This window comes from Agromyces bracchium (assembly GCF_009709675.1).
Lineage (GTDB): Bacteria > Actinomycetota > Actinomycetes > Actinomycetales > Microbacteriaceae > Agromyces > Agromyces bracchium.
The window spans coordinates 13,776-38,138 of sequence record NZ_WMLB01000034.1 but is presented as its reverse complement, the minus strand read 5'-3'; the positions used below and the strand labels follow the sequence as shown (position 1 = coordinate 38,138).

The following is a 24,363-nucleotide window of genomic DNA, read 5'->3' as shown; positions in this document are numbered from 1 at the left end:
CCGCCGAAGCGGTGAACGGATGTCCGGCCGCTGGCGCCGCGTCACTCGTCGTCGTCGCGCTCCCACGGCCACCTGGGCCGTTCGACCCCGCCCTCCTCCGCGCGCACGGTCACGGCGGCGAGGAGCGCCACGAGCGCGCTCGCGAGCGGCACGATGAGCCCGAATCCGACCGACATGAAGGACAGGGCGAAGAGGAATGCGGCCAGGATCGTCCCGGTGGATGCCGCGTACGCGATCGTCGCGGCGACGACGCCGGTCGCCCAGGTCACGATGAACGCGAGGCCCGCGAGCGACCAGGCCCGCATCCCGCGCGTCAGCGCGGCGCCCAGCAGCAGGAGGAGGGCGCCGACGGCCGCGCCGATCGTGATCGGACCGACGAGCCGGCCCGCGGCGGGATCGGCGATGGGCTCGAGGTCGGCGAGCAGGCTGACGAAGCCGAACGTCGCGACGATGAGCGCGACGTCGAGTGCGGCCGCGAAGCCGGCGACGGCCCACGCGGAGGTCGGGTTCGACGCCATCCTCCGAGCCTACGCCGCACCGGCGACGGCGGGCCGTCGCCCCGGGGGCCGGGCCCCTCCGCCTGCCTGGCGGCTCACCGGGTGCGCGCGAGCGCGGGGACCAGCGGGCCCCGGTCAGGCATCCGGTTCGCGCGCGCGGCGCGCGCGATGGGGTCGTCGATGAGGAGCATGCCCGGTTCGTGCGGCGCCGCGGCCGGGTCGAGCAGGCCGCGCCGGGTGAGCACCGCGTAGGCCGCGGCGACCTCGCCGCGCGCGTGCTCGACCGCCTCGGCATCAGCCTGCGCGAGTGCCGCGGCGACCTGTTCCCCGCACGAGCGCCGGACGCGGGCGACCTCGTCGCCGAACTCGTCGCGGACCTCCGCCGCACGCGCCGTGTCCCGCTCCCTGACGGATCGCGGGACGCGGACTCGACGCGCGGTGGTGACCGCGGCCATCGCCACGAGCGCGAACCCACTCACCCCGGCGATCGTGACGGGAACCGCGAGCCCGCCGCCCGCGCGGCCGGCCTGCACGGCCGTCGCGACCGCTGCCGCCGCGCCGAGGACGGCGATGATGCAGGCCATCGTGGCGTCGGCCGCCGTCACCGGTCGCCGACGCGTCCACGGGACGACCATCGCCATGACCGCGGCACCGACGACGAGGGCGACGGCCGAGGCGACGACCTCGACCTCGAGTCCGAGCTCGCCCCGGCTGAAGAACATCGCGTACGCGGCCGCGACCGCGAGTGATGCAGCGATGTAGCCGGCGGTCGCGGTGCGGTGCGGTCGCACGGCGGCCGCCACGCCCGGCTCGTCGTCGACGAGTCGGGCCAGTCGGTCCTCGCGCCACCGCTGGAGCTCGCGTGCCGACCGGACGCCGAGGGCCGCGAGCGCATCGCGCGTCTCGGGCAGGCCGGCGAGCGCGCGACGATCGAGTTCGTCCCGACGGACCGCGAGCGCAGTCGAGTCGGCCCGCTCGGCCCACTCGGCGGCGGTGGGCTCGGTCACGCGACGAGCCTCAGCGACCCCACGATCGCGTCGGCGTGCGCCTGCATCAGTCCGATCACGTCGCTGTGCGCCTCCTCGGCGAAGACGTAGCCGGTGAGCCCGTCGAGCGGGAGGCCGTACACGAGGCCGGCGAGGGGGGCTCCGTCGGCGGCGTCGCGATCGCTCACGTACGCGACCCGGTGGCCGCGCGGCACGACCTCGGTCGCGAACGTCGCGACGGCCGGGTCGATCCGCGGCGTCGTGCCCGGCGGAAGCCAGGCGAGCGCGCCCTCGCGCTCGTCGACCTGCCGCTCGACCAGCCCGACGTGCAGCACGCCGGTCGCGGGAACCGACTCCGGACGGAAGAAGAGCGACGTGATCCCTCCCGTGCGGCGTCGGCCGAGCGCCTCGCGAGCCGCACCTTCCAACGCGTCGACGTGGGCGCCGAACGGCCCGTCGGCGAAGCGCATGCGCTGCTCGGCGACCCAGAGGCCGTCGGCCGCGGCATCCGGTTCGGGCATGATCGCCCACACGCGCTCGTCGTACGAGATCTCGAATCGCATCAGGCGCCGCTCCAGCGGAAGGTGGACAGGATCGCGTCGGCGAGCAGGCCGAACTCCTCGGCCGCGTCGTCGTCGAGGCGTTCGCCGCCCGCCGCGAGGGGCACGACGGCGGTGAAGACGAGCGCCTCGCGCCGGCCGGTGCCGGGGATCGCGACGAGGTAGTCGAACGAACGCGTGCGGAGGGTGCCGCCGTCGATGCGGTGCGACGAGTCCGACGACCAGCGCATGACGACGCGGGCGTCGTCGAGCGGCGCGGCGCCGCGCGTCCGCACGAGCTCGGCGACCTGCGCGTCGAGCGTGGCTCCCCCGGGAGCTGCGACGCGCGCGGCCGTGATCGCGAGCGGCAGCATCCGCTCGGCGGGCACCGAGCGCTGGTACACGAGCCGCACCGGATCGCGGCGGAGGAACTCGTCGGACGCACGCCGCACCAGTGCCCGGAACCGCGCGTCGAGGTCGGGGCGGTGCTCGGCGCGCATGCGTTCCGAGACCGTGCCGAGCAACTCGTCGAAGGCCTCGCGAGTCGCCTCGACCGAGACCCAGCCCGGCGGAAGCAGGAGCACGAACGGCGGGACCGGTGTGCGGGTGGAACCGGTCAGTTGCTCGCGGAGGCTCATCGCCACGAGTCTACGAGGCGATCCTCGGCCGCCTCGGCGACCTCACCCGTGATGAAGTCGGTGATCTGGACCCCCTGCGCCCACGGCTGCTTGGAACCCGCCACGATGTCGACGATGCCCGCGGCGCCGGAGTCGAAGGACTCCGCGAGCGAATCCCCGACGCCCCACAACCGGCCGAGGAAGACGTCGGAGTTGGTCGGCAACTGGGCTGCGTCGAACGCATAGCGCCAGCCCTCCCCGGTCTCGCGGAGCATCTGGCTGACGACCGACGTCTGCACCCAGGGCACGAGGTTGTCGCCCGCGTTCCACGCATCCGCCGCGTTGCGGCTGATGGTGCCGAGGTGCGTGCGAAGCGCGCCGACGTCGTCGAACCCGAGGAAGAGCCCGATGGGCTTGCCGATCCGCGCGAGCGCGCTGCCCTCGCCCGCCGCCGCGAAGATCCGGCCGAGCTTGCCGAACGGGATGACGCCGACGATCGCGAGGCCGAGGTCCATCCCGTTCTTGCGCCCCTTCGCGTAGAGCACGATGGTCGCCGCGAGCGTGATGAGCGCGGCGGCCGTCGCGAGGATCGCCACGAGCGGGCCGCCGACGATCAGCGCGGCGACGAACAGCACCAGGCCGACGACCTCGAGCACCTCGACGATGAAGTCGAGCGCGGGCAGCGCGTCGTCCCAGAACCCGTCCTCGACGCCGTCCTCGTTGGCGCCCTCGAGGCCGGTGAGCGCGGCGTCGTACGCGGCATCCCACGTGTCGTAGAAGCCGTCGAACCGCGCGGCGGCCTCCCGCCACTCGCCCTCGGCGGTCTCGAGCGCTCCCCCGGCGGCCGCCTGCGCCTCGTCGCGGGCCGAGGTCGACCCGTCCGGGTCCTCCGGGGTGTCGTCGGCGTCGTCGACCGCGGTGGCGCGGGTCCGCACGGTCTCCCACAGCTCCTCGCAGCGACGGACCGCCGCGTTCAGCGAGACCTGCACCTCGTCGACGGCTTCGCCGTAGGTTCGCAGCGCCGTGCCGCTCGGCGAGTAGCGCAGACCCGCCGTCCGGAGGTCGGCGTGCACCTCCCCGGCCTGGTCGCGGACCGCGTCGAGCGACTCGCCCCGGCCGACCTGGCCGTCGGCGAGCAGCCGGAGCGTGTTCGCCGCCTTCTGCATCCGCAGCCCCAGGTCCTCGATCGCGATGCCGCGCTCGATGATGACCGAGGCGTCGCCCTCGAGCCGCTCGATCTCGCGGCCCCCGGGCGAGTCCGGCATGAACCGGTGGAAGTAGGCGCTGTTCCCCATCGTCAGTCCGTCACTTCGTCTCGAGCTGGGCGGCGAGGTCGCGGTCGAGCGACGCCCAGCCGTCCTTCACGGCCTCGACCCGCTGCTGGAGCTCGACGAGATGCCCCTTGAGCGTCTCGCGCTTGTCGTCCCACGCGCCCTCGAACTCGTCGGCGGCGTCGCACAGGCCGGAACGGCCCATCGGACGACGGATCGCCTCGACGAGGCGGCCGGTGCGCCCGCCGGCCTCGTCGAACTCGACGACGATGTCCTTCAGGGCCTGGTCCAGCTCCTGCATCGAGGACAGCGGAATCTCGACTCCGTCTCCCACGGGAACTCCTCACTGACGGTCACTGGCTTCGGATGGAACGCCGCGCGACGGCCGGCACGAGCACCGGACGCCGCGCGGCGGAGGGTCAGCGACCGGCGAGCTGCTGGTCGAGGTCCTGGATCGCCTGCATCATGCCGCGGAGGGCCTCGCCCATCTCGCCGATGCTGTCGACGGCGTTCTTCAGGCCGGTGGTGAGCTCCTCGTAGCCCTGGCCGAACTTGCCGGAGGCGTGCTGGGTCTTGAAGTCGTTGCCGAGCAGGTTGTCGACGGAGCTCTTCAGCTGGTCGAGCTGCGACTGGATGTCGTCGCGCGCGTCCGACAGCTTGCTCGCCATCGCCTCCATCTCGCCGTACGAGGCGCCGAAGTCTGCAGCCATGGTGGAACCTTCCTTCGTTCGGGATCTGCCCGCGACTGCGAGCCGGTGTCAACAGACTACGGATGCCGCGGGCCGGGACCCATGGGGAGCACTCCCCACCGCGGGGCCCGGCGCATGGGTCATCCGACGAGCGGCATCTGCACGGTCGTGATGCGCCCGTTCTGCACGAAGATGCCGCGCCCCTCCGGGAAGTCCGAACGCTTGACCTTCGGGAACGGCGTCTTGAACACCGAGTCGCCGTCGTACGCGTCGGGCTTCAGGGCGACGCCGCGACGGCCGGCCTTGAAGTCTCCCACGAAGCCGAAGCCGCTCGAGAGGTTCGCGACGTCGGCGTCGCCGACCAGGAAGTGCTCGCTGCGGTTCACGGCCTGGAAGAGCTCCTTGAGCGGCCGCTCGGCGTCGGAGTCGGCGAACTGCGTGACGTTCTCGACCGCGATGAGGTAGCGTCCGGGCACCGACGGGTCGCCGATGACCTCGAGCAGTTCGCGTGCGAGCGCCTTGACGTCCTCGACGCTCGTCGCGCTCCGCATCCACTCGGCGTGGCCGGTGAGCGCCGCCCGCCGACCGGCCATGTGGAACAGCCGCACCTCGGGGTCGTGTCGGCGCACGGCGTCGATGACGGCGCGCATCGCGGTCGTCTTGCCGCTCTGCGGCGGCCCGGTGATCGCGAACGTGCCGACGGGTTCGAAGCCGATCGGCGCGAGCGTGTCATCCGAGAGCCCGAGGGCGGGCTCGCCCATGACCTCGCTCGGGAGGTCGGCCACCCCGAACGAGGCCGGCAGCGAGCGGATCGGTGCGGCCTCGGCGACCCCGGCTGCGCGGAGCCGGTGGGCGAGCGCCTCGAGCGCCTTCGTCTGCTCGGCCACGTTGGCCGTGCCGCCGAGCACGGCGACCTGCGTCTCGAGGCCGTCGACGATCGCGCGTCCGGGGGCCGAGCGATCGTCGAGCACGTCCTTCGGAACCCCGAGCACCTGGTAGCCGCCCTCATCGGAGAGTCGGAGCACGATGCGCTTGGTGACGTTCGCGCTCACCGCGGTCGGCACGGCTCCGGAGCGGTCGGCCGTCGCGACCACGTGCACGCCGAGCGGGCGCCCTTCGGCGAGCAGGCGCATGACGACGTTGTAGAACGGCATGCGGACGGTCGTGGAGTCCCAGTCCGCCTTGAACTGCGCGAAGCCGTCGATCAGCAGCAGCACGCGCGGTTCGCGGATGCCGGTGAGCTCGCGGTACTCGGTGAGGCTCGCCGCGTTCGCCGCACTGAACGCGCGACCGCGCCGGTCGAGCAGCTCGTCGAGCGTGCGGAGCAGGCGCTGGATGCGCTCGGGATCGTCGCCCGCGATGACCGAGCCGACGTGCGGCAGCGCATCCAGCGAACGGAGCGCGCCGGAACCGAAGTCGAGGCCGTACACCTCGGCGGCACCGAGCTCCGGCCGCATGCCGATCGAGACGGCGAGCGTGCGCAGCAGCGTCGACTTGCCCGAGCCGCTCGTGCCGTAGACGAGCATCGCGCCGTCCCGGTCGGGCACGAACGCCATCGGCGACTGCAGCTGGCGCTCGGGAACGTCGGCGAGCCCGAACACGACCTCGCCGTCGCCGCGCGCCGGGAGCTCCTCGACCGCGACGGTCGTCGCGAGGTCGTCGAGCCAGGGCCGCCGGGGGGCCGGGATGCCCGCGGCCGTCGCCGCGCGGATGAACGCGTCGACCATGCGCTTCTGGTCGTTCGGTCCCGGGTCGCCCGCGTGCACGTCGTCGTCGGCGACGCCCTCGCGCTCCCACACGACCGTGGAGCCGAACCGCAGTTCCGCGAGGCGCACGTCGGCGGCCTCGGGCTCGTCGCTCGTCCAGCCGCCGGCGTACGCGGACTGGAACGGCACGAGGCGTCCGGGGCCGGTCTTGGCGATGCCGCGGCCCGGGATGCCGGGGGCGAAGCCCGCCGCGACCGCGTCGCCCACGACGTCGCGCGAGTCCGACTCGTCGGCCATCCGCAGCGCGACGCGCAGGTTGGTGTTCGCGCGCAGGTTGTCCTTGATGACACCGGCGGGCCGCTGGGTGGCCATGATCAGGTGGATGCCGAGGGAGCGACCGCGCTGCGCGATGTCGACGACGCCGTCCACGAACTCCGGCACGTCGCCCGCGAGCGCCGCGAACTCGTCGATCACGATCACGAGCGCGGGCGGGGTCTCCGGGTCCTGCCGCTTCTCGAGTTCGAGCAGGTCCTTCGCCTTCTTGCGGTTGAACAGGTGCTCGCGGTGGTGCAGCTCTGCGCGGAGGCTCGTCAACGCGCGCCGCACGAGGTGCGGGCTGAGGTCGGTCACGAGGCCCACGCAGTGTGGCAGCTCGACGCAGTCGGCGAACGCCGACCCGCCCTTGTAGTCGACGAAGAGGAACGTGACCCGGTCGGGACTGTACTCGGCCGCCATCCCGAGCACCCAGGCCTGCAGGAACTCGGACTTGCCGGCACCGGTCGTGCCACCCACGAGCGCGTGCGGACCCTGCGTCCGCAGGTCGAGCGTCATGGCATCCGGGCTGCCCTGGCCGACGAACGCCTTCAGGGTGCCTGCACGTTTGAGGCGCGGCAGCTTCGCGCCGGAGCGGTCGATGACCGACGCGTTCTGCCGCCAGCGTTCGACGACGCTCTCCGCGTCGCGCGCCATCTCGCTTCCGATGAGCGAGAGCATCGAGACGCTCCGCGGCAGGTCGCTCGAGTCCTCGACGACGGTGCTCGCGTCGACGACCGGCGCGAGCCGGCGCGCGAACACCTCGGCGTAGCGGAGCGAGACGCCCTCGATGGCGACGTCGGCGTACTCGAGGCCCGATCGGACGACGCCGACGCGCGCCCGATCGAGCCCCGCGGTCACGTCGACGAAGGTGCGGCACGCCGCCGGGAGCGACTCGACGGAGGGAGCGACGAACACGGCGTGGATGCCGACCTCGGCACCTCGTTCGATGAGCTGGACGAGGCGGGGCCGGTCGACGGGCGCCTCGGCCGACACGACCAGGATGAGCGCCGAGTCGGGCCGGGACTCCTCGCGGACGCCGCCCGGCGTGCCGATGCGGGAGCCCCGCGACATCGAGCCGTCCTCGTCGGCGAGCGGTCCGCGGCGGACGGGCGCGGCCGAGAGCCGCTGCAGGATGAGCTCCTCGAGCGAGTTGAGGAGGGCCGCGCCGGCGGATGCGCTGTCGGCCAGGGCCGCCCCCGCGACGGGGTTCCGCTCCCCCGACGTGTGCGGGAGCCACTTCATCCAGTCGAGTTCGCGGCTCCAGGCCGGATCGACGATCGCCGCGGCGACGACGTCGTTCGGAGCGTGCAGGCCGAACAGCTGCACGGCGATGCCGCGCAGTGCGTCGGCCGCGAGGTTCGCCGGGCCGGCGATGCCGAGGGCGCCGGAGCTCGGCAGCAGCTCCATGACCGGCACGTCGTCGATCTCGCGGTAGCGCTCCCGCAAGGTGTCGACCTGCCGGGCGTACTTCGGGATGCCGTCGTTCGCGCCCTCGGAGTCGCGGATCGAGTTCCGGCTGCGGGCGCGGCCGACGCCGAGGCGCAGCGCGAGGAAGTTCCAGTGCTCCGGACGTCTCGTCCAGAGCATGGGCCCGAGCCGCATCGCCTGCTCGTACACCGTCGCGACCGGAGGGGTCTCGCCGTGCCGGCGCTCGCGCTCGACGTGCCGTTCGCGTTCGAGCGTCTCCTCGAGGTCCTCCAGCTGCACCTCGAAGGTCTCGACCTCGCGCTGCAGCTTCTTGCCGCTGCCCATGCGCTGGCCGAGGAAGTTCGCGAGCAGCATGACCGGCGTGAGCACCACGATGAGGAGCGACGCGGGCCGTTGCGTGATCGCGAAGATGCCGAGGCCCATCAGCACGGGTGAGGCGATCATCGGCCACGGGAAGAGACGCGGGGTCTCCTCGCTCGGCACGCGCGGCTCGGGGTGCGCGGTGCCCGGGTAGCGCGCCTCGACGCGCGGCGACCGGTTGAACATGAGCGCGCCGCCGCGTTCGAGCACCGGATCCGCTGCGGCATCCGTGCCCGCGACCTCGCTGAACGAGACCACCGTGTCGCCGATCGTGACGCGGACGCCGGGCAGCGCGCGCACGCGCGCGACCTGGCCGCCGTCGACGAGGAGGCCGTTCGCCGAGTTGAGGTCGACGAGCTCGACCGCCTGGTCGACCTCGACGCGGGCGTGCCGCTTCGAGACCAGCGGGTCGGCGAGCACGACATCGGCGTCCGCCGCGCGGCCGATCACCCCGTGGCCGCGGCGGAGCGGGAACTCGCGCCCGGCATCGGGCCCCGAGTGCACGTGCATGACCGCGACGGGTGCGTCGGCGGCGGCCGTCCGCGCCGCGGGCGAGACCACCGCGGCGTTGAAGCCCGACCCGATCGGGGCGTCGGCCGCGAGCGTGCCCGGGTCGAGCACGACCGGCTCGGAGGACGTCGGCGGCGCGACCGCGAGCGTGAGCGGACCCGGGTGCACCGGCAGGTGCGACGCGGCGGGGTCGGTGTCGGCGACCGCCCGTGCGACGTCGCCGACGGTCGCGGTCGCGTCGGCCGTGACGACGACGTCGACGCCGGCACCGGACTGCCGACGGAGCCCGAGCTTGAGCCTCATGCGCCGACCGCCTCGACGCGGAACTCCAGCCCGCCGAGACGCACCGCCGACCCCGGCGGCACGGCCTCGGGCACGCCAGGCTCGAGGTCGCGTTCGACCCCGGCCGCGTCGATGAGCGACGTGCCGTTGCTCGACCAGCGATCGGTCACGCGGATGCCCCGGGCGTCGACCTCGACGGCGGCGTGCGTCTTCGACAGCCCCATGCTCGGGTCGACGAGCGGGACGAGCGCGGCGTCGACGGGGTCGGCCTCGCCGCGCGCCGGCCCGCGGCCGAGCAGGGTGGTGCCGGATGCCGCGATCCGCGCGCCGTCGGCGAACACGAGCGTGACCGCGGGAGCGGGCACCGGCTCGGGAGCGGGCGCCGGCTCGGGAGCAGGTGCCGGCGGCGCCCCGAGCGGCGGAGGCGTCCAGCCGGCGCCCGCGGCCTCGGCCTCCGCGTGGGAGGTCGGCGGTGCGGCGACGACACCCGAGCTCGACCGTGCCGCCGGGATGAACGTGCGCTCGTCGACACCGCGCTCGGAGGCGAGCGAGGGCAGGCTCGCGCGCTGCGCGAGGGGCTCGGACTCGACCTGCCGCCGTGCGTGCCGCAGCGCCCTCGCATCGAACGGATCGAGTCCGCGGCGAGCGTCGACGACCCAGCAGCGGCCGATCCGGTCCAGCCAGCTGCGACCGCGACCCTCCGGATCCCAGAGCCCGGAGCCGAAGCAGATCGCCGGCCCGACGAGCGGCAGCACGCCCTGCGCGAGCCAGAGCACCAGCGCGCGGAGCACGACCCGCCAGAAGCCGGGCCGCTCGAAGGTCGCGACGTTCACCGAACGCAGCCCGAGCGAGGCCTTGCCGATCGTGACGCCCTTCCGGCCGTGGAGCGCGAGCTGCACGATGCCGAGCACGCCGACGAGGAGCTGGCCCACGCCGACGAGCACGAGCGGACCCACGAGCGCCCCGACATCCGCTGCCGTCGCCGGAACCGTCTCGATGCCGGGCGCGGAGACCGCGAGGGCGAGCTGGATCCACCCGTTGACGGCGGGCACGGCGACGAGCATCCAGACGGCGGCGTCGATCGCGAAGGCGGCCGAGCGTCGAGCGCTCGGCGCGGGCACGAGCCCGAGCGCCGCCGCGTACGCGGGATCGGGCCGGCCGTCGGCACCGGTGCCGGGGATCGGCTCGGCGGACTGCATCGTGATGCTCAACAGCGCTCCTCGGGTATGCAGGGTCAGGGAGCCACCCAAGCAGGCCGGGTGCGCCACGTCGATGGGGAGCGCTCACCATGAGCGCACCCCAGACGAGGGTACCCGGACGGATGCCTCCGCTAGCGCGTCGGCGTGACCGGCTGCGGCCCCGCCGCGAGCTGGCGGTCGTACTCCTCGCGCGCCCTGACGTTGCGCTCGCCCACGGTCCTGCCGCGCGCGGCGACCCAGCCGCCGAACCAGATCGGGAGCTCGCGGGCGACGATGAAGGCGATGATCGCGAACGGATCGACCCAGCGCTCGGCGACGAAGTCCGCGGCCTGCTGGGGCGTGAACTGCCAGGCGGCCACCGTGAGCAGCGCCGCCCCGATGTACGAGAAGTAGACGACGATCCCGATGGCGAGGCCGAAGACGGCCCAGGTCCACCACGCGGCGCGGTTGAGGATCGCGGCGAGCAGCGCGAAGGCGAGGAAGAAGAAGATCACCGGGATCCAGAACACCGGCTGCGCGAGGAACTCGGTGTACACGCGAATGCCATCGCCTCGCCCGGCCCCGTACCAGGTGATCACGAGGTACGAGATGCCCGCGTAGAGCAGCGCGAAGGCGACGGTGGCGATGAGGCCGACCAGCACGCCGAACCCGCGGTTGCCCTTCTCCTTGGGCGGCGTGGGCGCCTGGACGTAGATCGTCTGCGGGAGCGGCGGCGCCGGGGTCTCCGGGGCCGCGGTGGCCGCGCCGACGCCGGCTGCGGCGCCGATCCCGGCCGCGCCGACCGTCTCGGGCACGCCGGTCTCCCGGCGGACCTCCGCGGCGCGCACCGGTTCGGGGTGCTCGTCGATCACCGCGGTCTCGTCGACCACGGGCGGGTGCTCGGTGCGCGCCCGCTCGACGGCGGCGTCGAGTTCGGAGCGTTCGGCGGCGGCGTCCGGGTCCGTCGCGGGCAGCGGCTCGGCCGGGACGGGCTCGGCTGCCGCATCCGTACCCGTGAAGCCGTGCTCGACGTCACTCGACTGCGTGGTCGGGTCGGGAGCGGCGTCCGGGTGCTCGACGCGATCGACGCGCTCCGCATCGGGCGCGGTCGGGTCGACGTCCGCCTGCTCCGCGGCGACGTCGTCGCCGGGTGCGTGATCCGTCGTCGGCGTCGCGTCGGTGGCCTCGGCGGTCGTGGGCCCGTCGTCGACGGCGGGCCGATCGGACAGGCCGTCGCCGTCGAGGTCGCGGCGGTCGGGCTCGGATCCGGGGGTCGTGCTGCTCATCGTCCGCTCCTTCCGGGCAGCACCGGCTGCCCGTGGTGCGGCTCACTCTAGCAACGCGGCCGCGCCCCGCAGGGAAGCACGCGCGGGGCGTCGACCGCGCGTCGCAGTGCCGATCGTCGCGTGCGGGTCAGGAGAAGAGCTGCGCCATGATGTCGACCGTGTACCCGCTCACCTCGGGACCGTCCCAGCGCGTGGCGATCCAGAGGCCCTCGCGGATGAAGTGCGATTCGCCGGCCGAGCCCGCGACGCCCTCGAACTCGAGGATGCATCGCGTGCCGCCCTCCTCTTGGTAGCACTCCTGGCCGGCCGCCTGGAACGCCGCGATGGCGGCCGCGGTCTGCTCCTCGTCGACGCTCGCCACGTTCGTCACGAGGCCGACGCGACCGTCGCCGCCCTCCGGGGGAAGCCAGGCGCAGGTCAGTTGCGAGGTCTCCTGCAGGACCGGCAGCGCCCCGGTGTCGTCCGTGCCGTACAGGGCCGGCGCGCCGTCCGCGGTCGACCACTCCGGGTTCAGGACGTACCCCGGTGCGAAGGTGCTCGACCAGTCGAAGGTGTAGATCCCCGCGCAGTCGGTGGGGATCCGCTCGTCCCGCACGGGTTCCGGCGTCGGGACCGCGACGGGTGCGGGCGCAGCCTCGGCGGAGGGCGCGGGACGCGACTGCGACGTCGGCTCGGCGGACTGGCTGCCCGGTGCGGGCAGCGCCAGTGCCGCGACGAGCGCGACGACCGCGATCACCAGCGCGGAGGCCGCGACGATGAGCAGCGTCCTCGATCGGCGGGAGGCGGGGGCGGCGTCTGGCATGTGGGCTCCGGGTCGGAAACGGATGGGGCGACCGCCCGAGATACTATCCGCCGCACCTGAGTGCCGTCATCAGGTGGACGGTTCCCGGACGACGACGGGCCCCGGATCGCTCCGGGGCCCGTCGTTTCGGTGCGGGCGGCGGCGAGGCCGCCGCCCGCTGGGATCAGCTGTAGTTGCCGGGGGTGAAGTCGTCGCTCGAGAACGAGTCGAAGTCGACGAAGCTCAGGTCGCCCTCGGTGAACGACGCGTCGTCGGCGAAGATGCGGTTCGGGTAGCGCTCCGCCTTCGCCTCCTCGGTCGCCTCGACGGTCACGTTCCGGTACTTGGCGAGGCCCGTACCGGCCGGGATCAGCTTGCCGATGATCACGTTCTCCTTGAGGCCCACGAGCGGGTCGGACTTGCCCTCCATGGCGGCCTGCGTGAGCACGCGGGTCGTCTCCTGGAAGGACGCGGCCGACAGCCACGACTCGGTCGCGAGCGAGGCCTTGGTGATGCCCATGACCTCCTGGCGCGCCGACGCCGTCTTCTTGCCCTCGGTGAGCGCGGTCCGGTTGATCTCGTTGTACCGCGAGCGGTCGACGAGCTCACCCGGCAGCAGGTCGGTGTCGCCGTGGTCGACGACGGTGACCTTGCGGAGCATCTGTCGGACGATGACCTCGATGTGCTTGTCGTGGATCGGCACGCCCTGCGAGCGGTACACGTCCTGGACGCCGTTCACCAGGTGCTTCTGCACCTCGCGCACGCCCTTGACCCGGAGGACCTCCTTCGGGTCGACGGTGCCGACGATCAGCTGCTGGCCGAGCTCGACGTGCTGGCCGTCCTCGACGAGCAGCGTCGAGCGCTTGAGCACGTTGTACGCGATCGGCTCGTCGCCGTTGTCGGGCGTGAGGATGACCTTGCGCTGCTTCTCGGTCTCGTCGATCGTGATGCGACCGGGGGCCTCGACGATGGGCGACGCACCCTTGGGGGTGCGGGCCTCGAAGAGCTCCTGCACGCGGGGAAGACCCTGCGTGATGTCGTCGGCCGAGGCCGAACCACCGGTGTGGAAGGTGCGCATCGTGAGCTGGGTGCCCGGCTCGCCGATCGACTGGGCCGCGATGATGCCGACGGCCTCGCCGATGTCGACGAGCTTGCCGGTCGCGAGCGAACGGCCGTAGCACTTCGCGCAGACGCCGACCGCGGACTCGCAGGTGAGCACCGAGCGGACCTTGATCGACTCGACGCCCGCCGCGACGAGCTTGTCGATGAGCACGTCGCCCACGTCGTCGCCGGCCTCGGCCACGACCTCGCCCTTGGCGTCGACCGCGTCGGTCGCGAGCGACCGGGCGAACACCGAGTTCTCGACGTTCGGGTCGCGCACGAGCGCGCCCGTGGAGTCGACTGCGGCGATCGGGAGCTCGAGGCCCTTCGACGTGCCGCAGTCGTCCTCGCGGATGATGACGTCCTGCGAGACGTCGACCAGACGACGCGTGAGGTAGCCCGAGTCGGCCGTACGGAGGGCCGTGTCGGCGAGGCCCTTGCGGGCACCGTGCGTGGCGATGAAGTACTCCGCCACCGACAGCCCCTCGCGGTACGAGGAGATGATCGGGCGCGGGATGATCTCGCCCTTCGGGTTGTTCACGAGGCCTCGCATGCCGGCGATGTTGCGCACCTGCAGCCAGTTGCCTCGAGCGCCCGAGGTCACCATGCGGTTGATGGTGTTGCCCTGGTTCGCGGCGAACTCCTCCTGCATGGCCTTCGCGACCTCGTCGGTCGCCTTGGTCCAGATCTGGATGAGCTCCTGACGACGCTCGAGGTCGGTCGTGAGACCCTTCTCGAACTGCGACTGGACCTTCGCGGCCTGCTTCTCGTACTTCGAGACGATCTCCCGCTTCTGCGGCAGCTCGACGATGTCGGAGAGCGCGACGGTCACGCCCGAACGGGTCGCCCAGCGGAAGCCGGCGTCCTTGATGCGGTCGAGCGTCGCGGCCACCTCGGTCTTCGGGTAGCGCTCGGCGAGGTCGTTGACGATCTGCGAGATCTGCGACTTGCCGGCCTGCGCGTTGAAGTACGGGTAGTCCGCCGGCAGCGCCTCGTTGAAGAGCGCGCGACCGAGGGTCGTCTCCATGAGGAACGGCTGGCCCGACACGAAGCCCTCGGGCTCCTGGCCCTCGGCGAAGTGCAGCCCCTCGAGGCGGATCTTCACCGTGGCGCCGAGGTCGAGCACGGGCTCGCCCGGGCGGTTCTGGTCGAACGCGAGGATCGCCTCGGCGATCGACGAGAACGCGCGGCCCTCACCGGCGCCGCCCTCGATGACCGTCGTCAGGTGGTGCAGGCCGATGATCATGTCCTGCGAGGGCAGGGTCACCGGGCGACCGTCGGAGGGCTTCAGGATGTTGTTCGAGGCCAGCATCAGGATGCGGGCCTCGGCCTGGGCCTCGACCGACAGCGGCAGGTGGACGGCCATCTGATCGCCGTCGAAGTCCGCGTTGAACGCGGCGCAGACGAGCGGGTGGAGCTGGATGGCCTTGCCCTCGACGAGCTGCGGCTCGAAGGCCTGGATGCCGAGGCGGTGCAGGGTGGGCGCGCGGTTCAGCAGCACGGGGCGCTCGCGGATGATCTCCTCGAGCACGTCCCACACCTGCGGACGCGAACGCTCCACCATGCGCTTGGCGGCCTTGATGTTCTGCGCGTGGCTCAGGTCGATGAGGCGCTTGATGACGAACGGCTTGAACAGCTCGAGCGCCATCTGCTTCGGCAGGCCGCACTGGTGCAGCTTGAGCTGCGGGCCGACCACGATGACCGAACGGCCCGAGTAGTCCACGCGCTTGCCGAGCAGGTTCTGGCGGAAGCGACCCTGCTTGCCCTTGAGCATGTCGCTCAGGGACTTGAGGGCGCGATTGCCGGTGCCGGTGACCGGGCGGCCACGACGGCCGTTGTCGAACAGCGCGTCGACGGCCTCCTGCAGCATCCGCTTCTCGTTGTTCACGATGATCTCGGGCGCGCCGAGGTCGAGCAGGCGACGGAGGCGGTTGTTGCGGTTGATCACGCGACGGTAGAGGTCGTTCAGGTCGGAGGTCGCGAAGCGGCCGCCGTCGAGCTGGACCATCGGGCGCAGCTCCGGCGGGATCACCGGGACGACGTCGAGGACCATCGCGGCCGGCGAGTTGCCGGTCTGCAGGAACGAGTTGACGACCTTGAGCCGCTTGATGGCGCGGATCTTCTTCTGGCCCTTGCCCTCGGCGATCTGCAGGTGCAGGTCCTCCGCCTCGGCGGCCAGGTCGAAGGTCTCGAGGCGCTTCTTGATCGCCTCGGCGCCCATGTAGGCCTCGAAGTACATGCCGAAGCGGTCCTGCAGCTCCTGGAAGACGGAGTCCTCGGGCTTCAGGTCGCCGACCTTCAGCGTGCGGAAGTCCTCCCACACGCGCTCGAGGTGCGCGATCTGCTCGTCGCCCGACTTGCGGACGCCGGCCATCTCCTTGTCGGCCGCGGCCTCGGCGCGCTTCTTCTGGTCGGACTTGGCGCCCTCGGCCTCGAGTGCCGCGAGCTCCTCCTCCTTGCGCTGCATGAGCTCGGCGATGCGAGCGTCGCGAGCGTCGCCGATGGCCTTGATCTCGAGCCGGAGCTCGTTCTCGAGGCCGGGCATGTCGGCGTGACGACCCTCGTCGTCGACGTCGATCACCATGTAGGCGGCGAAGTAGATGACCTTCTCGAGGTCCTTCGGCGCCATGTCGAGCAGGTACCCGAGGCGCGAGGGCACGCCCTTGAAGTACCAGATGTGCGTCACGGGCGCGGCCAGCTCGATGTGGCCCATCCGCTCGCGGCGGACCGAGGACTTGGTGACCTCGACACCGCATCGCTCGCAGACGATGCCCTTGAAGCGGACGCGCTTGTACTTGCCGCAGGCGCACTCCCAGTCGCGGCTGGGTCCGAAGATCTGCTCGCCGAAGAGCCCGTCCTTCTCGGGCTTCAGCGTGCGGTAGTTGATGGTCTCGGGCTTCTTGACCTCGCCGTAGGACCACTTGCGGATGTCCTCGGCGGTCGCCAGGCCGATACGGAGCTCATCGAACGTCGTTGCGTCGAGCAATTTCTCTCCTAGATTCCTGAAGTCGTTCTCGTATGCCTGGCGGATCAGATCTCGTCGATGTTCGACGACTCGAAGCGCGCGGAGATGTTGATGCCGAGCTCCTCCGCTGCGCGGAAGGCCTCGTCATCGGTGTCGCGGAGGCTCACCGCGGTGCCGTCGGCCGAGAGGACCTCGACGTTCAGGCACAGCGACTGCATCTCCTTCATGAGCACCTTGAAGGACTCGGGGATGCCGGGCTCCTGGATGTTCTCGCCCTTGACGATGGCCTCGTACACCTTGACGCGGCCGAGGATGTCGTCGGACTTGATCGTGAGGAGCTCCTGCAGCGCGTACGCGGCGCCGTAGGCCTCGAGCGCCCACACCTCCATCTCGCCGAAGCGCTGGCCGCCGAACTGCGCCTTTCCACCGAGCGGCTGCTGGGTGATCATCGAGTACGGGCCGGTCGAACGAGCGTGGATCTTGTCGTCGACGAGGTGGTGCAGCTTCAGGATGTACATGTAGCCGACCGAGACCGGGTACGGGAAGGGCTCACCCGAACGGCCGTCGAACAGCTGCGTCTTGCCGCTGGAGTCGATGAGCCGCTCGCCGTCGCGGTTCGGGAGGGTCGAGTCGAGCAGACCCGCGATCTCCTCCTCGAGGGCGCCGTCGAACACGGGCGTGGCCACCTTGGTGCCGGGCTCGGCCTCGCGGGCGACCTCGGGCAGGCGCTTGGCCCACTCGGGGTTGCCGTCGACCTTCCAGCCCTGCTTGGCGACCCAGCCGAGGTGGGTCTCGAGCACCTGGCCGAAGTTCATTCGACCGGGGATGCCGAGCGGGTTCAGGATGACGTCGACCGGCGTGCCGTCGGCGAGGAACGGCATGTCCTCGACCGGCAGGATCTTCGAGATGACGCCCTTGTTGCCGTGGCGGCCGGCGAGCTTGTCGCCCTCGGTGATCTTGCGCTTCTGGGCGATGTAGACGACCACGCGCTGGTTGACGCCCGAGCCGAGCTCGTCGTCGCCGTCCTGCGCGTCGAACACCTTGACGCCGATGATCGTGCCCTGCTCGCCGTGGGGCACCTTCAGCGACGTGTCGCGGACCTCGCGGCTCTTCTCGTTGAAGATCGCGCGGAGCAGGCGCTCCTCGGCCGAGAGCTCGGTCTCGCCCTTCGGCGTGACCTTGCCGACGAGGATGTCGCCGGGGCGGACCTCGGCGCCGATGCGGATGATGCCGCGCTCGTCGAGGTCGGCCAGCAGGTCGGGGCTCACGTTCGGGAGATCGCGGGTGATCTCCTCCTTGCCGAGCTTGGTGTCGCGGGCGTCGACCTCGTACTCCTCGATGTGGATCGAGGAGAGGACGTCGTCCTTCACCAGGTTCTGGCTGAGGATGATCGCGTCCTCGAAGTTGTGGCCCTCCCACGGCATGAACGCCACGAGGAGGTTCTTGCCGAGCGCGAGCTCGCCGTTGTCGGTCGCGGGGCCGTCGGCGATGACCTCGCCGACCTCGACGCGCTCGCCCGCGGAGACGACGACGCGGTTGTTGTACGACGTGCCCTGGTTCGAGCGGTCGAACTTGCGCAGGTAGTACGTCTGCGTGCCGCCCTCGTCGAGCTGCAGCGTGACGGCGTCGGCCGAGACCTCGGCGACGACGCCCGCACGGTCGGCGGTGATCACGTCACCGGCGTCGATCGCGGCGTACCCCTCCATGCCCGTGCCGACGAACGGCGAGTCGCTGCGCAGCAGCGGCACCGCCTGGCGCTGCATGTTCGCACCCATGAGGGCGCGGTTCGCGTCGTCGTGCTCGAGGAACGGGATGAGCGACGTGCCGACCGACACCATCTGGCGCGGGGAGACGTCCATGTAGCCGATCTCGTCGGCCGGGAACAGGTCGACCTCGCCGCCCTTGCGACGCGCGAGGACGCGCTCCTCGACGAAGTGGCCCTTGCCGTCGAGCGGCGCGTTGGCCTGGGCGACGATGTAGTCGTCCTCCTCCATCGCGGTGAGGTAGTCGATGTGGTCGGTGACCTTGCCGTTCTCGACGCGACGGTACGGCGTCTCGATGAAGCCGAACGAGTTGATGCGCGCGAACGACGCGAGCGAGCCGATGAGGCCGATGTTCGGGCCTTCCGGCGTCTCGATCGGGCACATGCGGCCGTAGTGCGAGGGGTGCACGTCGCGGACCTCGACGCCCGCGCGGTCGCGCGAGAGGCCGCCGGGGCCGAGCGCCGAGAGGCGGCGCTTGTGCGTGAGGCCGGCCAGCGGGTTGTTCTGGTCCATGAACTGCGAGAGCTGCGAGGTGCCGAAGAACTCCTTGATCGCGGCGACGACGGGTCGCACGTTGATCAGGGTCTGCGGGGTGATCGCCTCGATGTCCTGCGTGGTCATGCGCTCGCGGACGACGCGCTCCATGCGCGAGAGGCCGGTGCGGACCTGGTTCTGGATCAGCTCGCCCACCGCGCGGATGCGACGGTTGCCGAAGTTGTCGATGTCGTCGACGTCGAGGCGGATGTCGACCGCCTTGCCGCCGCGGCGGCCCGGCAGGGTCGCGCGGTCCTCGTGGAGGGCGACGAGGTACTTGATCGTGGCGACGATGTCCTGGACCGTCAGCACCGAGTCGGTGAGCGGCGCCTCGAGGCCGAGCTTGTTGTTGATCTTGTACCGGCCGACCTTCGCGAGGTCGTAGCGCTTCGGGTTGAAGTAGAAGTTGTCGAGGAGCGCACGCGCGGCCTCGGCGGCCACCTGCTCGCCCGGACGGAGCTTGCGGTAGATGTCCTTGAGCGCCTCCTCCTTGGTGAGGATGTTGTCCTTCTCGAGGGTGAGCGCGATGGACTCGTAGCCCGCGAACTCCTCGAGGATCTCCTCGGAGGTGAGGCCGAGGGCCTTCAGGAAGACGGTGACGGACTGCTTGCGCTTGCGGTCGATGCGCACGCCGACCTGGTCGCGCTTGTCGACCTCGAACTCGAGCCACGCGCCGCGGCTCGGGATGACGCGCGCCGAGTAGATGTCCTTGTCGGAGGTCTTGTCGGGCGTGCGCTCGAAGTAGACGCCGGGCGAACGGACGAGCTGCGAGACGACGACGCGCTCGGTGCCGTTGATGACGAAGGTGCCCTTGGGGGTCATGAGCGGGAAGTCGCCCATGAAGACCGTCTGGGTCTTGATCTCACCGGTGAGGTGGTTCATGAACTCCGCGTTGACATACAGCGGAGCGGAGTAGGTCTTGCCCTTCTCCTTGCACTCGTCGATGGTGTACTTCGGCGGCTCGAGCTCGGGGTTGGAGAACGAGAGCTGCATGGTCTCGCCGAGGTCCTCGATGGGCGAGATCTCCTCGAAGATCTCCTCGAGGCCGGTGGCCTCGGGAAGGTCCTGACGGCCGGACTCGATGGCCTCCTCGACGCGGGCCCGCCACGCCTCGTTGCCGACGAGCCAGTCGAAGCTCTCGGTCTGGAGGGCGAGCAGATCGGGTACGGTGAGGGTGTCGGTGACCTTCGCGAACGAGAGGCGGCTTGCACCGCGTCCGTTCTTGGGGGTGGGCGTGGATGCGTTGCGCGCAGCAGCCAAGGAAATGACCTCCATGGCCCCGTCGGGGGCCGGTTCACTGTCGGTGGTGGTGGAGTTGACCCCTCAGACGTGGTGCGGATGCCGGGAGACCCGACACGCAGAAGCCGACCGCAATATGAAGGCATAGTGGGTCTGGGAGCGCAAAGGTCAAGCATAGACCGGATGGCGCGCCATGTCCAGTCGGATTCTTGATTTGTCTCGGCATCTCGGGTATAACCCGCGCGAACCGCGTCGACCGCCGGGCGAGCACGCCCGCCGTGTCCGGGATCGCGACGACGGATGCCGCGGGGATCGCTAGAACCGGCCCGCCCCGCGCGGCATCCGTCGTCACCGCCTGATCGGCCCCCGGATCACGCTCCGAGCTCGAGCCGGACCGTGTCGGGGCGCCCCGGCACGAGGCTCACGTCGATGATCGCGCCCGGGGTCACGCGGGCGAGCTGGATGGGTGCGAGCGGCTGGGTCCGGGACGCGGGGAGCGGGATGCCGCCCGGGAGCTGTGCGATGAGCTCGAGCTCGACGACGGCGTCCATGCCGATCATCATCGGCAACTGCCTGGCCGCCACCACCGTGGCGGTGGTCCGTACGCGCGCGGCGTCGGACACGGGGTCGTTCGCCGCGACGCTCGCGGCCATCACGCGGTTGGCCTGCTCGAGCGACTGCTGCGCGGCGGCGAGCGTCGAGCCGACGTCCATCCGGTCGCGGACGGCGGTCGCCTGGGCGTTGAGGGTGCGGAGGTCTGCGAGGAAGCCCATGTCACACCGCCGAGTAGATCTCGTTGAAGGCGCGGCCGACGCCGCGGTCGGCCTGGATCCGCGCGCCCCACCCGGCCTGGGCCTGCGCCCACGCCTCGGGGTCGATGCCGAACATGCCGGCCACGTCAGGCAGCTTCGTCTGGTCGTAGCCGTACGCGGCGATGCCCTTGACGATGCGGGCGTAGCGGTCGAGGTCGACACCGGCGATGGGCTCGAGCACGCCGGCGGCGGGCTCGGCCCGCATGGCCTGGACGGCCATTGCGTCCATCTGCTGCCGGTAGGACTCGCTCTGCGCGGCGAGGGTGTTCGCCTGCTCGATGAGGCCGGGTGCGGCCTTCACCATCTTCGCCATGTCGCCGAACTGGCTGAACATCTTCATGGTCGTTGCTCCTTCTGGTGTGGTCTCGTGTCGTCGTCTCGGGTGGTGCGGTTCAGGAGGGGCGGCCGCCGGCCGACGTGGGCCTCGGCCGCGGGCGCATCGAAGTCGGCCCGCCGAGGAGCGGTTCGGGAAGCTGGATCGGGGTTCGCATCGGATCTCCTCGTCTCAGGTCGCGCATTCGGTGCCCGCGCGGGGCGGAGGTCGGCCGCCGAGCACGAGCATCGGCCCCCGGCGGGCCGGATGGATGGGCACGCGGTGCTCAATCGCCCCGGCGCATTGCTCAGGAGACGAGCGCGATTGCTCATGCCCGGCCTCGGCATGCCTCATCCCGCTCGCGGGTGCCGCTCCGATCCACCCGGCATGCCGGAGCGTCGTGCCCCTCGTTCGGGGCACTCCATGACCCGTGCCCGCGCCGTGGACCACGCCGTACAGTGAGACCACCGGCCTCGCCGGAGACCTGAAGGGCCGAGATGGTGGCGTTGGATGCCGGGGGGACGACCGACGGCCCGCTCGCGCTCGACGGGAGCTGGCCGCTCGTCGGACGCGATGCACTCGTCGAGCGGGCCGTGGCCGGGCTGCGGGGATCCGCGCGCTCCGCGTTCGCCTACGGCACCTCGGGCGTCGGGAAGAGTCGCGTGGTGCGCGCCGTCGCCGCCCGGCTCGCCGAAGACGGCTGGCTCGTGCTCTCGGCGAGCGGCAATGCGACGCTGAGCGCGGTGCCGCTCTCGACGCTCGCGCCGGTCCTCGCCCGTGAGCCCGGGTCGCTCGTGGGCGCGGCCGGCGACCAGGTCGCGTTGTTCGCCTCCGCCGACGCCATGGTCCGCCGGCTCGCCGGAGACCGCCCCGTGCTCCTCGCCGTCGACGACGTCTCGGTCGCGGATCCGGTCTCGATCTCGCTCGTCGCCCAACTCGTCGATTCGGGCGCCATCCGCTTGGCCGCGACCGTGCGCGAGTCGGACCCCGTCCCGGAGGGCCTCCTCCCCGTCGCCGGCTCCGCCGACGCCCTGCGCCTCGACGTCGAACCGCTCGCGGTCGACGAGGTCGCGGAGCTCCTGACGCGCGTCCTCGGTGGTGCGGTCGCGCACCGCGACGTGGTCGAGCTGCATCGGGCCGCGCACGGGAACCCGCTGTTCCTCCGCGAACTCGTGATCGGCGCCGCTGCCGCCGGCTCACTCGTCTCGCGCGACGGGCTCTGGCAGCTCACCGGCGATCCGGTCGGCACCCCGGCGCTGCGCGATCTCATCCGCTCCCGGCTGAGCGCGCTCGACGAGGCTGAGCGCGACGCGATCGAGCGGCTCGCCCTCTGCGAGCCGCTCGCGCTCGACGAGTTCTCGCGGCCCGGGGCCGATGAGGCGCTCGCGAGGCTCGAACTGCGCGGCCTCATCCGCGTCGACGAGTCGACCACGCGAGTGCGCGTCGCGTTGACGCACCCCCACTACGCCGCAGCCGTCCGCGACTCGATCCCGAGGATCCGCGCCATCTCGCTCCTCTCGGGCCAGGCGGACCTGGTCGCGGCTCGCGCGATGGACGCCGGCGACGAGCTGCGGGTGGCCGTCTGGCGCCTCGACGCCGGCCGGCCGTCCGATCCCGCACTGCTCGCGCGTTCCGCGGCGCTCGCCCGGTCGGCCCACGACCATCGCACCGCCGCCCGCCTCGCCGGCGCGGCGGTCGAGGCGGGCGCCGACGACGCGCCGACGCTGCTGATGTACGGCGAGGTCCTCTGGTCGCTCGGCCGCTCGGCCGAGGCGCTCGAGGCCCTCGGACGCGCCGAGCGGCGTGCGTCGGAGGACGGTGCCGATGACGCCCTGCTCGCGGCCATCGGGCGAGCGCGGGCCGACGTCCACGGCGGCGACCCGCTCGGCACGCGACGCGGGCTCGACCTCCTCGAATCCCTCGAGGCCGAGCTGCCGGGACAGGCTGCCGGCATCGGGCTGAGCAAGGCCGCCCTGCAGGTCCACCTCGAGTACGGCTCGGCGGCGCTCGAGAGCGTCCGCAGCGCCGCGGCCGCCCTCGGCGACGGCGAACCGACCCGCGCGATGCTCGAGCTCGCCATGGCGATGCCGCTCTCGCTGGTCGGCCGCACCGACGACGCCGTGGCCGCCGCCGAGTACGCCGTCGCGTTCGCCCGCCGTCCGGATGCTCCGATCGCACTGCGGCACGCCGAGGTCGGGCTCGCCCACGTGCTGATCGCGGCCGACCGGCTCGAGGAGGCACGGGGAACGGTCGTCGACTCGCTGCACGCCGCCATCCGCGAGAGCGACGAGCTCACGGCGCGGCTCGACGAGTTCATGATGGGGCGCATCTTCTGGCAGGTCGGGCGCCTGGACACCGCGGCGCGATGGTTCCGCGACACCGTCGGCGGCGCCGACCTGCACGGTCCGAAGTCGCTCCGCGAGCACGCACGGTGCTTCCTCGCACTGGTCGCCGCGGAGCAGGGCGAGCCCGCGGCCGCACGGGAGCATCGCGAACGCGTGGTTCCCGGGCTGGAACGAGACAGCTCCGTGACCGCGCTCGCGGACGCGTGGATCGATGCCGCCGAGGGCGCCGTCGACCGGGCGGCCGCTCGCGTCTTCGCCAGGGCCGAGGTGGTGACGCTCCGGGGCGCCGCGAATGTCGCGGGGGCACTCCTGCACCACGTCGTCCGCTTCGGCTCGCGCGAGCACGCCGCGGAGGCCGCGATGCGACTGGAACGACTCCGGTCGACCGTGGGCGAGGCCCCCGACCTGGTCCGCCGCGCGACGCATGCGCGCGCCGAGGCGGACGGCGATCCCGGGGCGCTGCGCGACGCTGCCGTCGAGTGGGAGCGGGTCGGAGCCCTGCTCTACGCCGCCGAGGCCCACGCGTCGGCCGGACAGGCGGCCCGCTCCCTGGGCCGCGGCCGCGAGGCGACGGCCGACCTGCAGCGGGCGGCGACGCTCGCCGCCGCGTGCGAGGGCGCGCGGACTCCGCGGCTGCGCTTCGCGGAGGGGGCCGAGCCGCTCACGCCGCGCGAGCGGGAGGTCGCCTCGCTCGCCGCGCAGGGTCTCAGCTCCAACGAGATCGCTGCACGGCTGTTCCTGTCGCCCCGGACCGTGAACAACCACCTGCAGTCGACCTACGCCAAGCTCGGCATCCGCGGTCGCCGCGAGCTGCGGGTCTGAGGGCGGCTCGCGCCGGTCGGGTCG

At 72.0% G+C, this 24,363-nt stretch carries 16 protein-coding genes; 1 reads left to right on the top strand and 15 read right to left on the bottom strand.

Features of this window, described 5'->3' with window-relative positions:
• Positions 1-41: 41 nt before the first annotated feature.
• The 15 genes from GJ743_RS15300 to GJ743_RS15230 form a co-directional block, all read right to left on the bottom strand.
• Positions 42-518 (bottom strand): hypothetical protein, encoded by a 477-nt coding sequence (locus tag GJ743_RS15300; RefSeq protein WP_155052786.1) that lies wholly within the window; start codon positions 516-518, stop codon positions 42-44.
• A 74-nt stretch (positions 519-592) separates the two neighbouring features.
• The gene (locus GJ743_RS15295; protein ID WP_155052785.1) at positions 593-1,504 is read right to left on the bottom strand and encodes a hypothetical protein; all 912 of its coding nucleotides are present in this window, start codon (positions 1,502-1,504) and stop codon (positions 593-595) included.
• Positions 1,501-2,046: a hypothetical protein gene (locus tag GJ743_RS15290; protein ID WP_155052784.1), complete on the bottom strand. Its 546-nt coding sequence runs from the start codon at positions 2,044-2,046 to the stop codon at positions 1,501-1,503. The genes GJ743_RS15295 and GJ743_RS15290 overlap by 4 nt, the downstream gene beginning before the upstream one ends.
• Positions 2,046-2,660: a hypothetical protein gene (locus GJ743_RS15285; RefSeq protein ID WP_155052783.1), complete on the bottom strand. Its 615-nt coding sequence runs from the start codon at positions 2,658-2,660 to the stop codon at positions 2,046-2,048. Before GJ743_RS15285 ends, GJ743_RS15290 begins: the two co-directional genes overlap by 1 nt.
• On the bottom strand, positions 2,657-3,934 hold the full coding sequence (locus GJ743_RS15280; RefSeq protein WP_155052782.1) for a hypothetical protein: 1,278 nt from the start codon (positions 3,932-3,934) through the stop codon (positions 2,657-2,659). The genes GJ743_RS15285 and GJ743_RS15280 overlap by 4 nt, the downstream gene beginning before the upstream one ends.
• A gap of 10 nt (positions 3,935-3,944) precedes the next feature.
• On the bottom strand, positions 3,945-4,244 hold the full coding sequence (locus tag GJ743_RS15275; RefSeq protein ID WP_155052781.1) for a hypothetical protein: 300 nt from the start codon (positions 4,242-4,244) through the stop codon (positions 3,945-3,947).
• A gap of 85 nt (positions 4,245-4,329) precedes the next feature.
• Entirely contained in the window at positions 4,330-4,620 is a 291-nt protein-coding gene (locus GJ743_RS15270; RefSeq protein WP_230386835.1) for a WXG100 family type VII secretion target, read from the bottom strand.
• 119 nt (positions 4,621-4,739) lie between these two features.
• Entirely contained in the window at positions 4,740-9,221 is a 4,482-nt protein-coding gene (locus tag GJ743_RS15265) for an FtsK/SpoIIIE domain-containing protein (protein ID WP_155052780.1), read from the bottom strand.
• Complete coding sequence (locus tag GJ743_RS15260) at positions 9,218-10,411, bottom strand: RDD family protein (RefSeq protein ID WP_155052779.1); 1,194 nt, start codon at positions 10,409-10,411, stop codon at positions 9,218-9,220. The genes GJ743_RS15265 and GJ743_RS15260 overlap by 4 nt, the downstream gene beginning before the upstream one ends.
• A 119-nt stretch (positions 10,412-10,530) precedes the next feature.
• Positions 10,531-11,664: a hypothetical protein gene (locus GJ743_RS15255; protein ID WP_155052778.1), complete on the bottom strand. Its 1,134-nt coding sequence runs from the start codon at positions 11,662-11,664 to the stop codon at positions 10,531-10,533.
• A 127-nt stretch (positions 11,665-11,791) separates the two neighbouring features.
• Entirely contained in the window at positions 11,792-12,466 is a 675-nt protein-coding gene (locus tag GJ743_RS15250; RefSeq protein WP_155052777.1) for a hypothetical protein, read from the bottom strand.
• Positions 12,467-12,629: 163 nt separating this feature from the next.
• Positions 12,630-16,532, bottom strand: a complete 3,903-nt coding sequence (gene rpoC, locus GJ743_RS15245; RefSeq protein ID WP_155052776.1) for a DNA-directed RNA polymerase subunit beta' — start codon at positions 16,530-16,532, stop codon at positions 12,630-12,632.
• A 44-nt stretch (positions 16,533-16,576) separates the two neighbouring features.
• Entirely contained in the window at positions 16,577-20,068 is a 3,492-nt protein-coding gene (gene rpoB / locus GJ743_RS15240; protein ID WP_155052775.1) for a DNA-directed RNA polymerase subunit beta, read from the bottom strand.
• Positions 20,069-20,418: 350 nt separating this feature from the next.
• Positions 20,419-20,820: a hypothetical protein gene (locus tag GJ743_RS15235; RefSeq protein WP_155052774.1), complete on the bottom strand. Its 402-nt coding sequence runs from the start codon at positions 20,818-20,820 to the stop codon at positions 20,419-20,421.
• Position 20,821: 1 nt separating this feature from the next.
• Entirely contained in the window at positions 20,822-21,199 is a 378-nt protein-coding gene (locus GJ743_RS15230; protein WP_155052773.1) for a hypothetical protein, read from the bottom strand.
• A 479-nt stretch (positions 21,200-21,678) separates the two neighbouring features.
• Here GJ743_RS15230 and GJ743_RS15225 point away from each other — a divergent pair, with 479 nt between their 5' ends.
• Positions 21,679-24,339 carry a LuxR C-terminal-related transcriptional regulator gene (locus tag GJ743_RS15225; protein WP_196217022.1) on the top strand — a complete coding sequence of 887 codons (2,661 nt, stop codon included), beginning with the start codon at positions 21,679-21,681 and terminating at the stop codon, positions 24,337-24,339.
• Positions 24,340-24,363 lie beyond the last annotated feature (24 nt).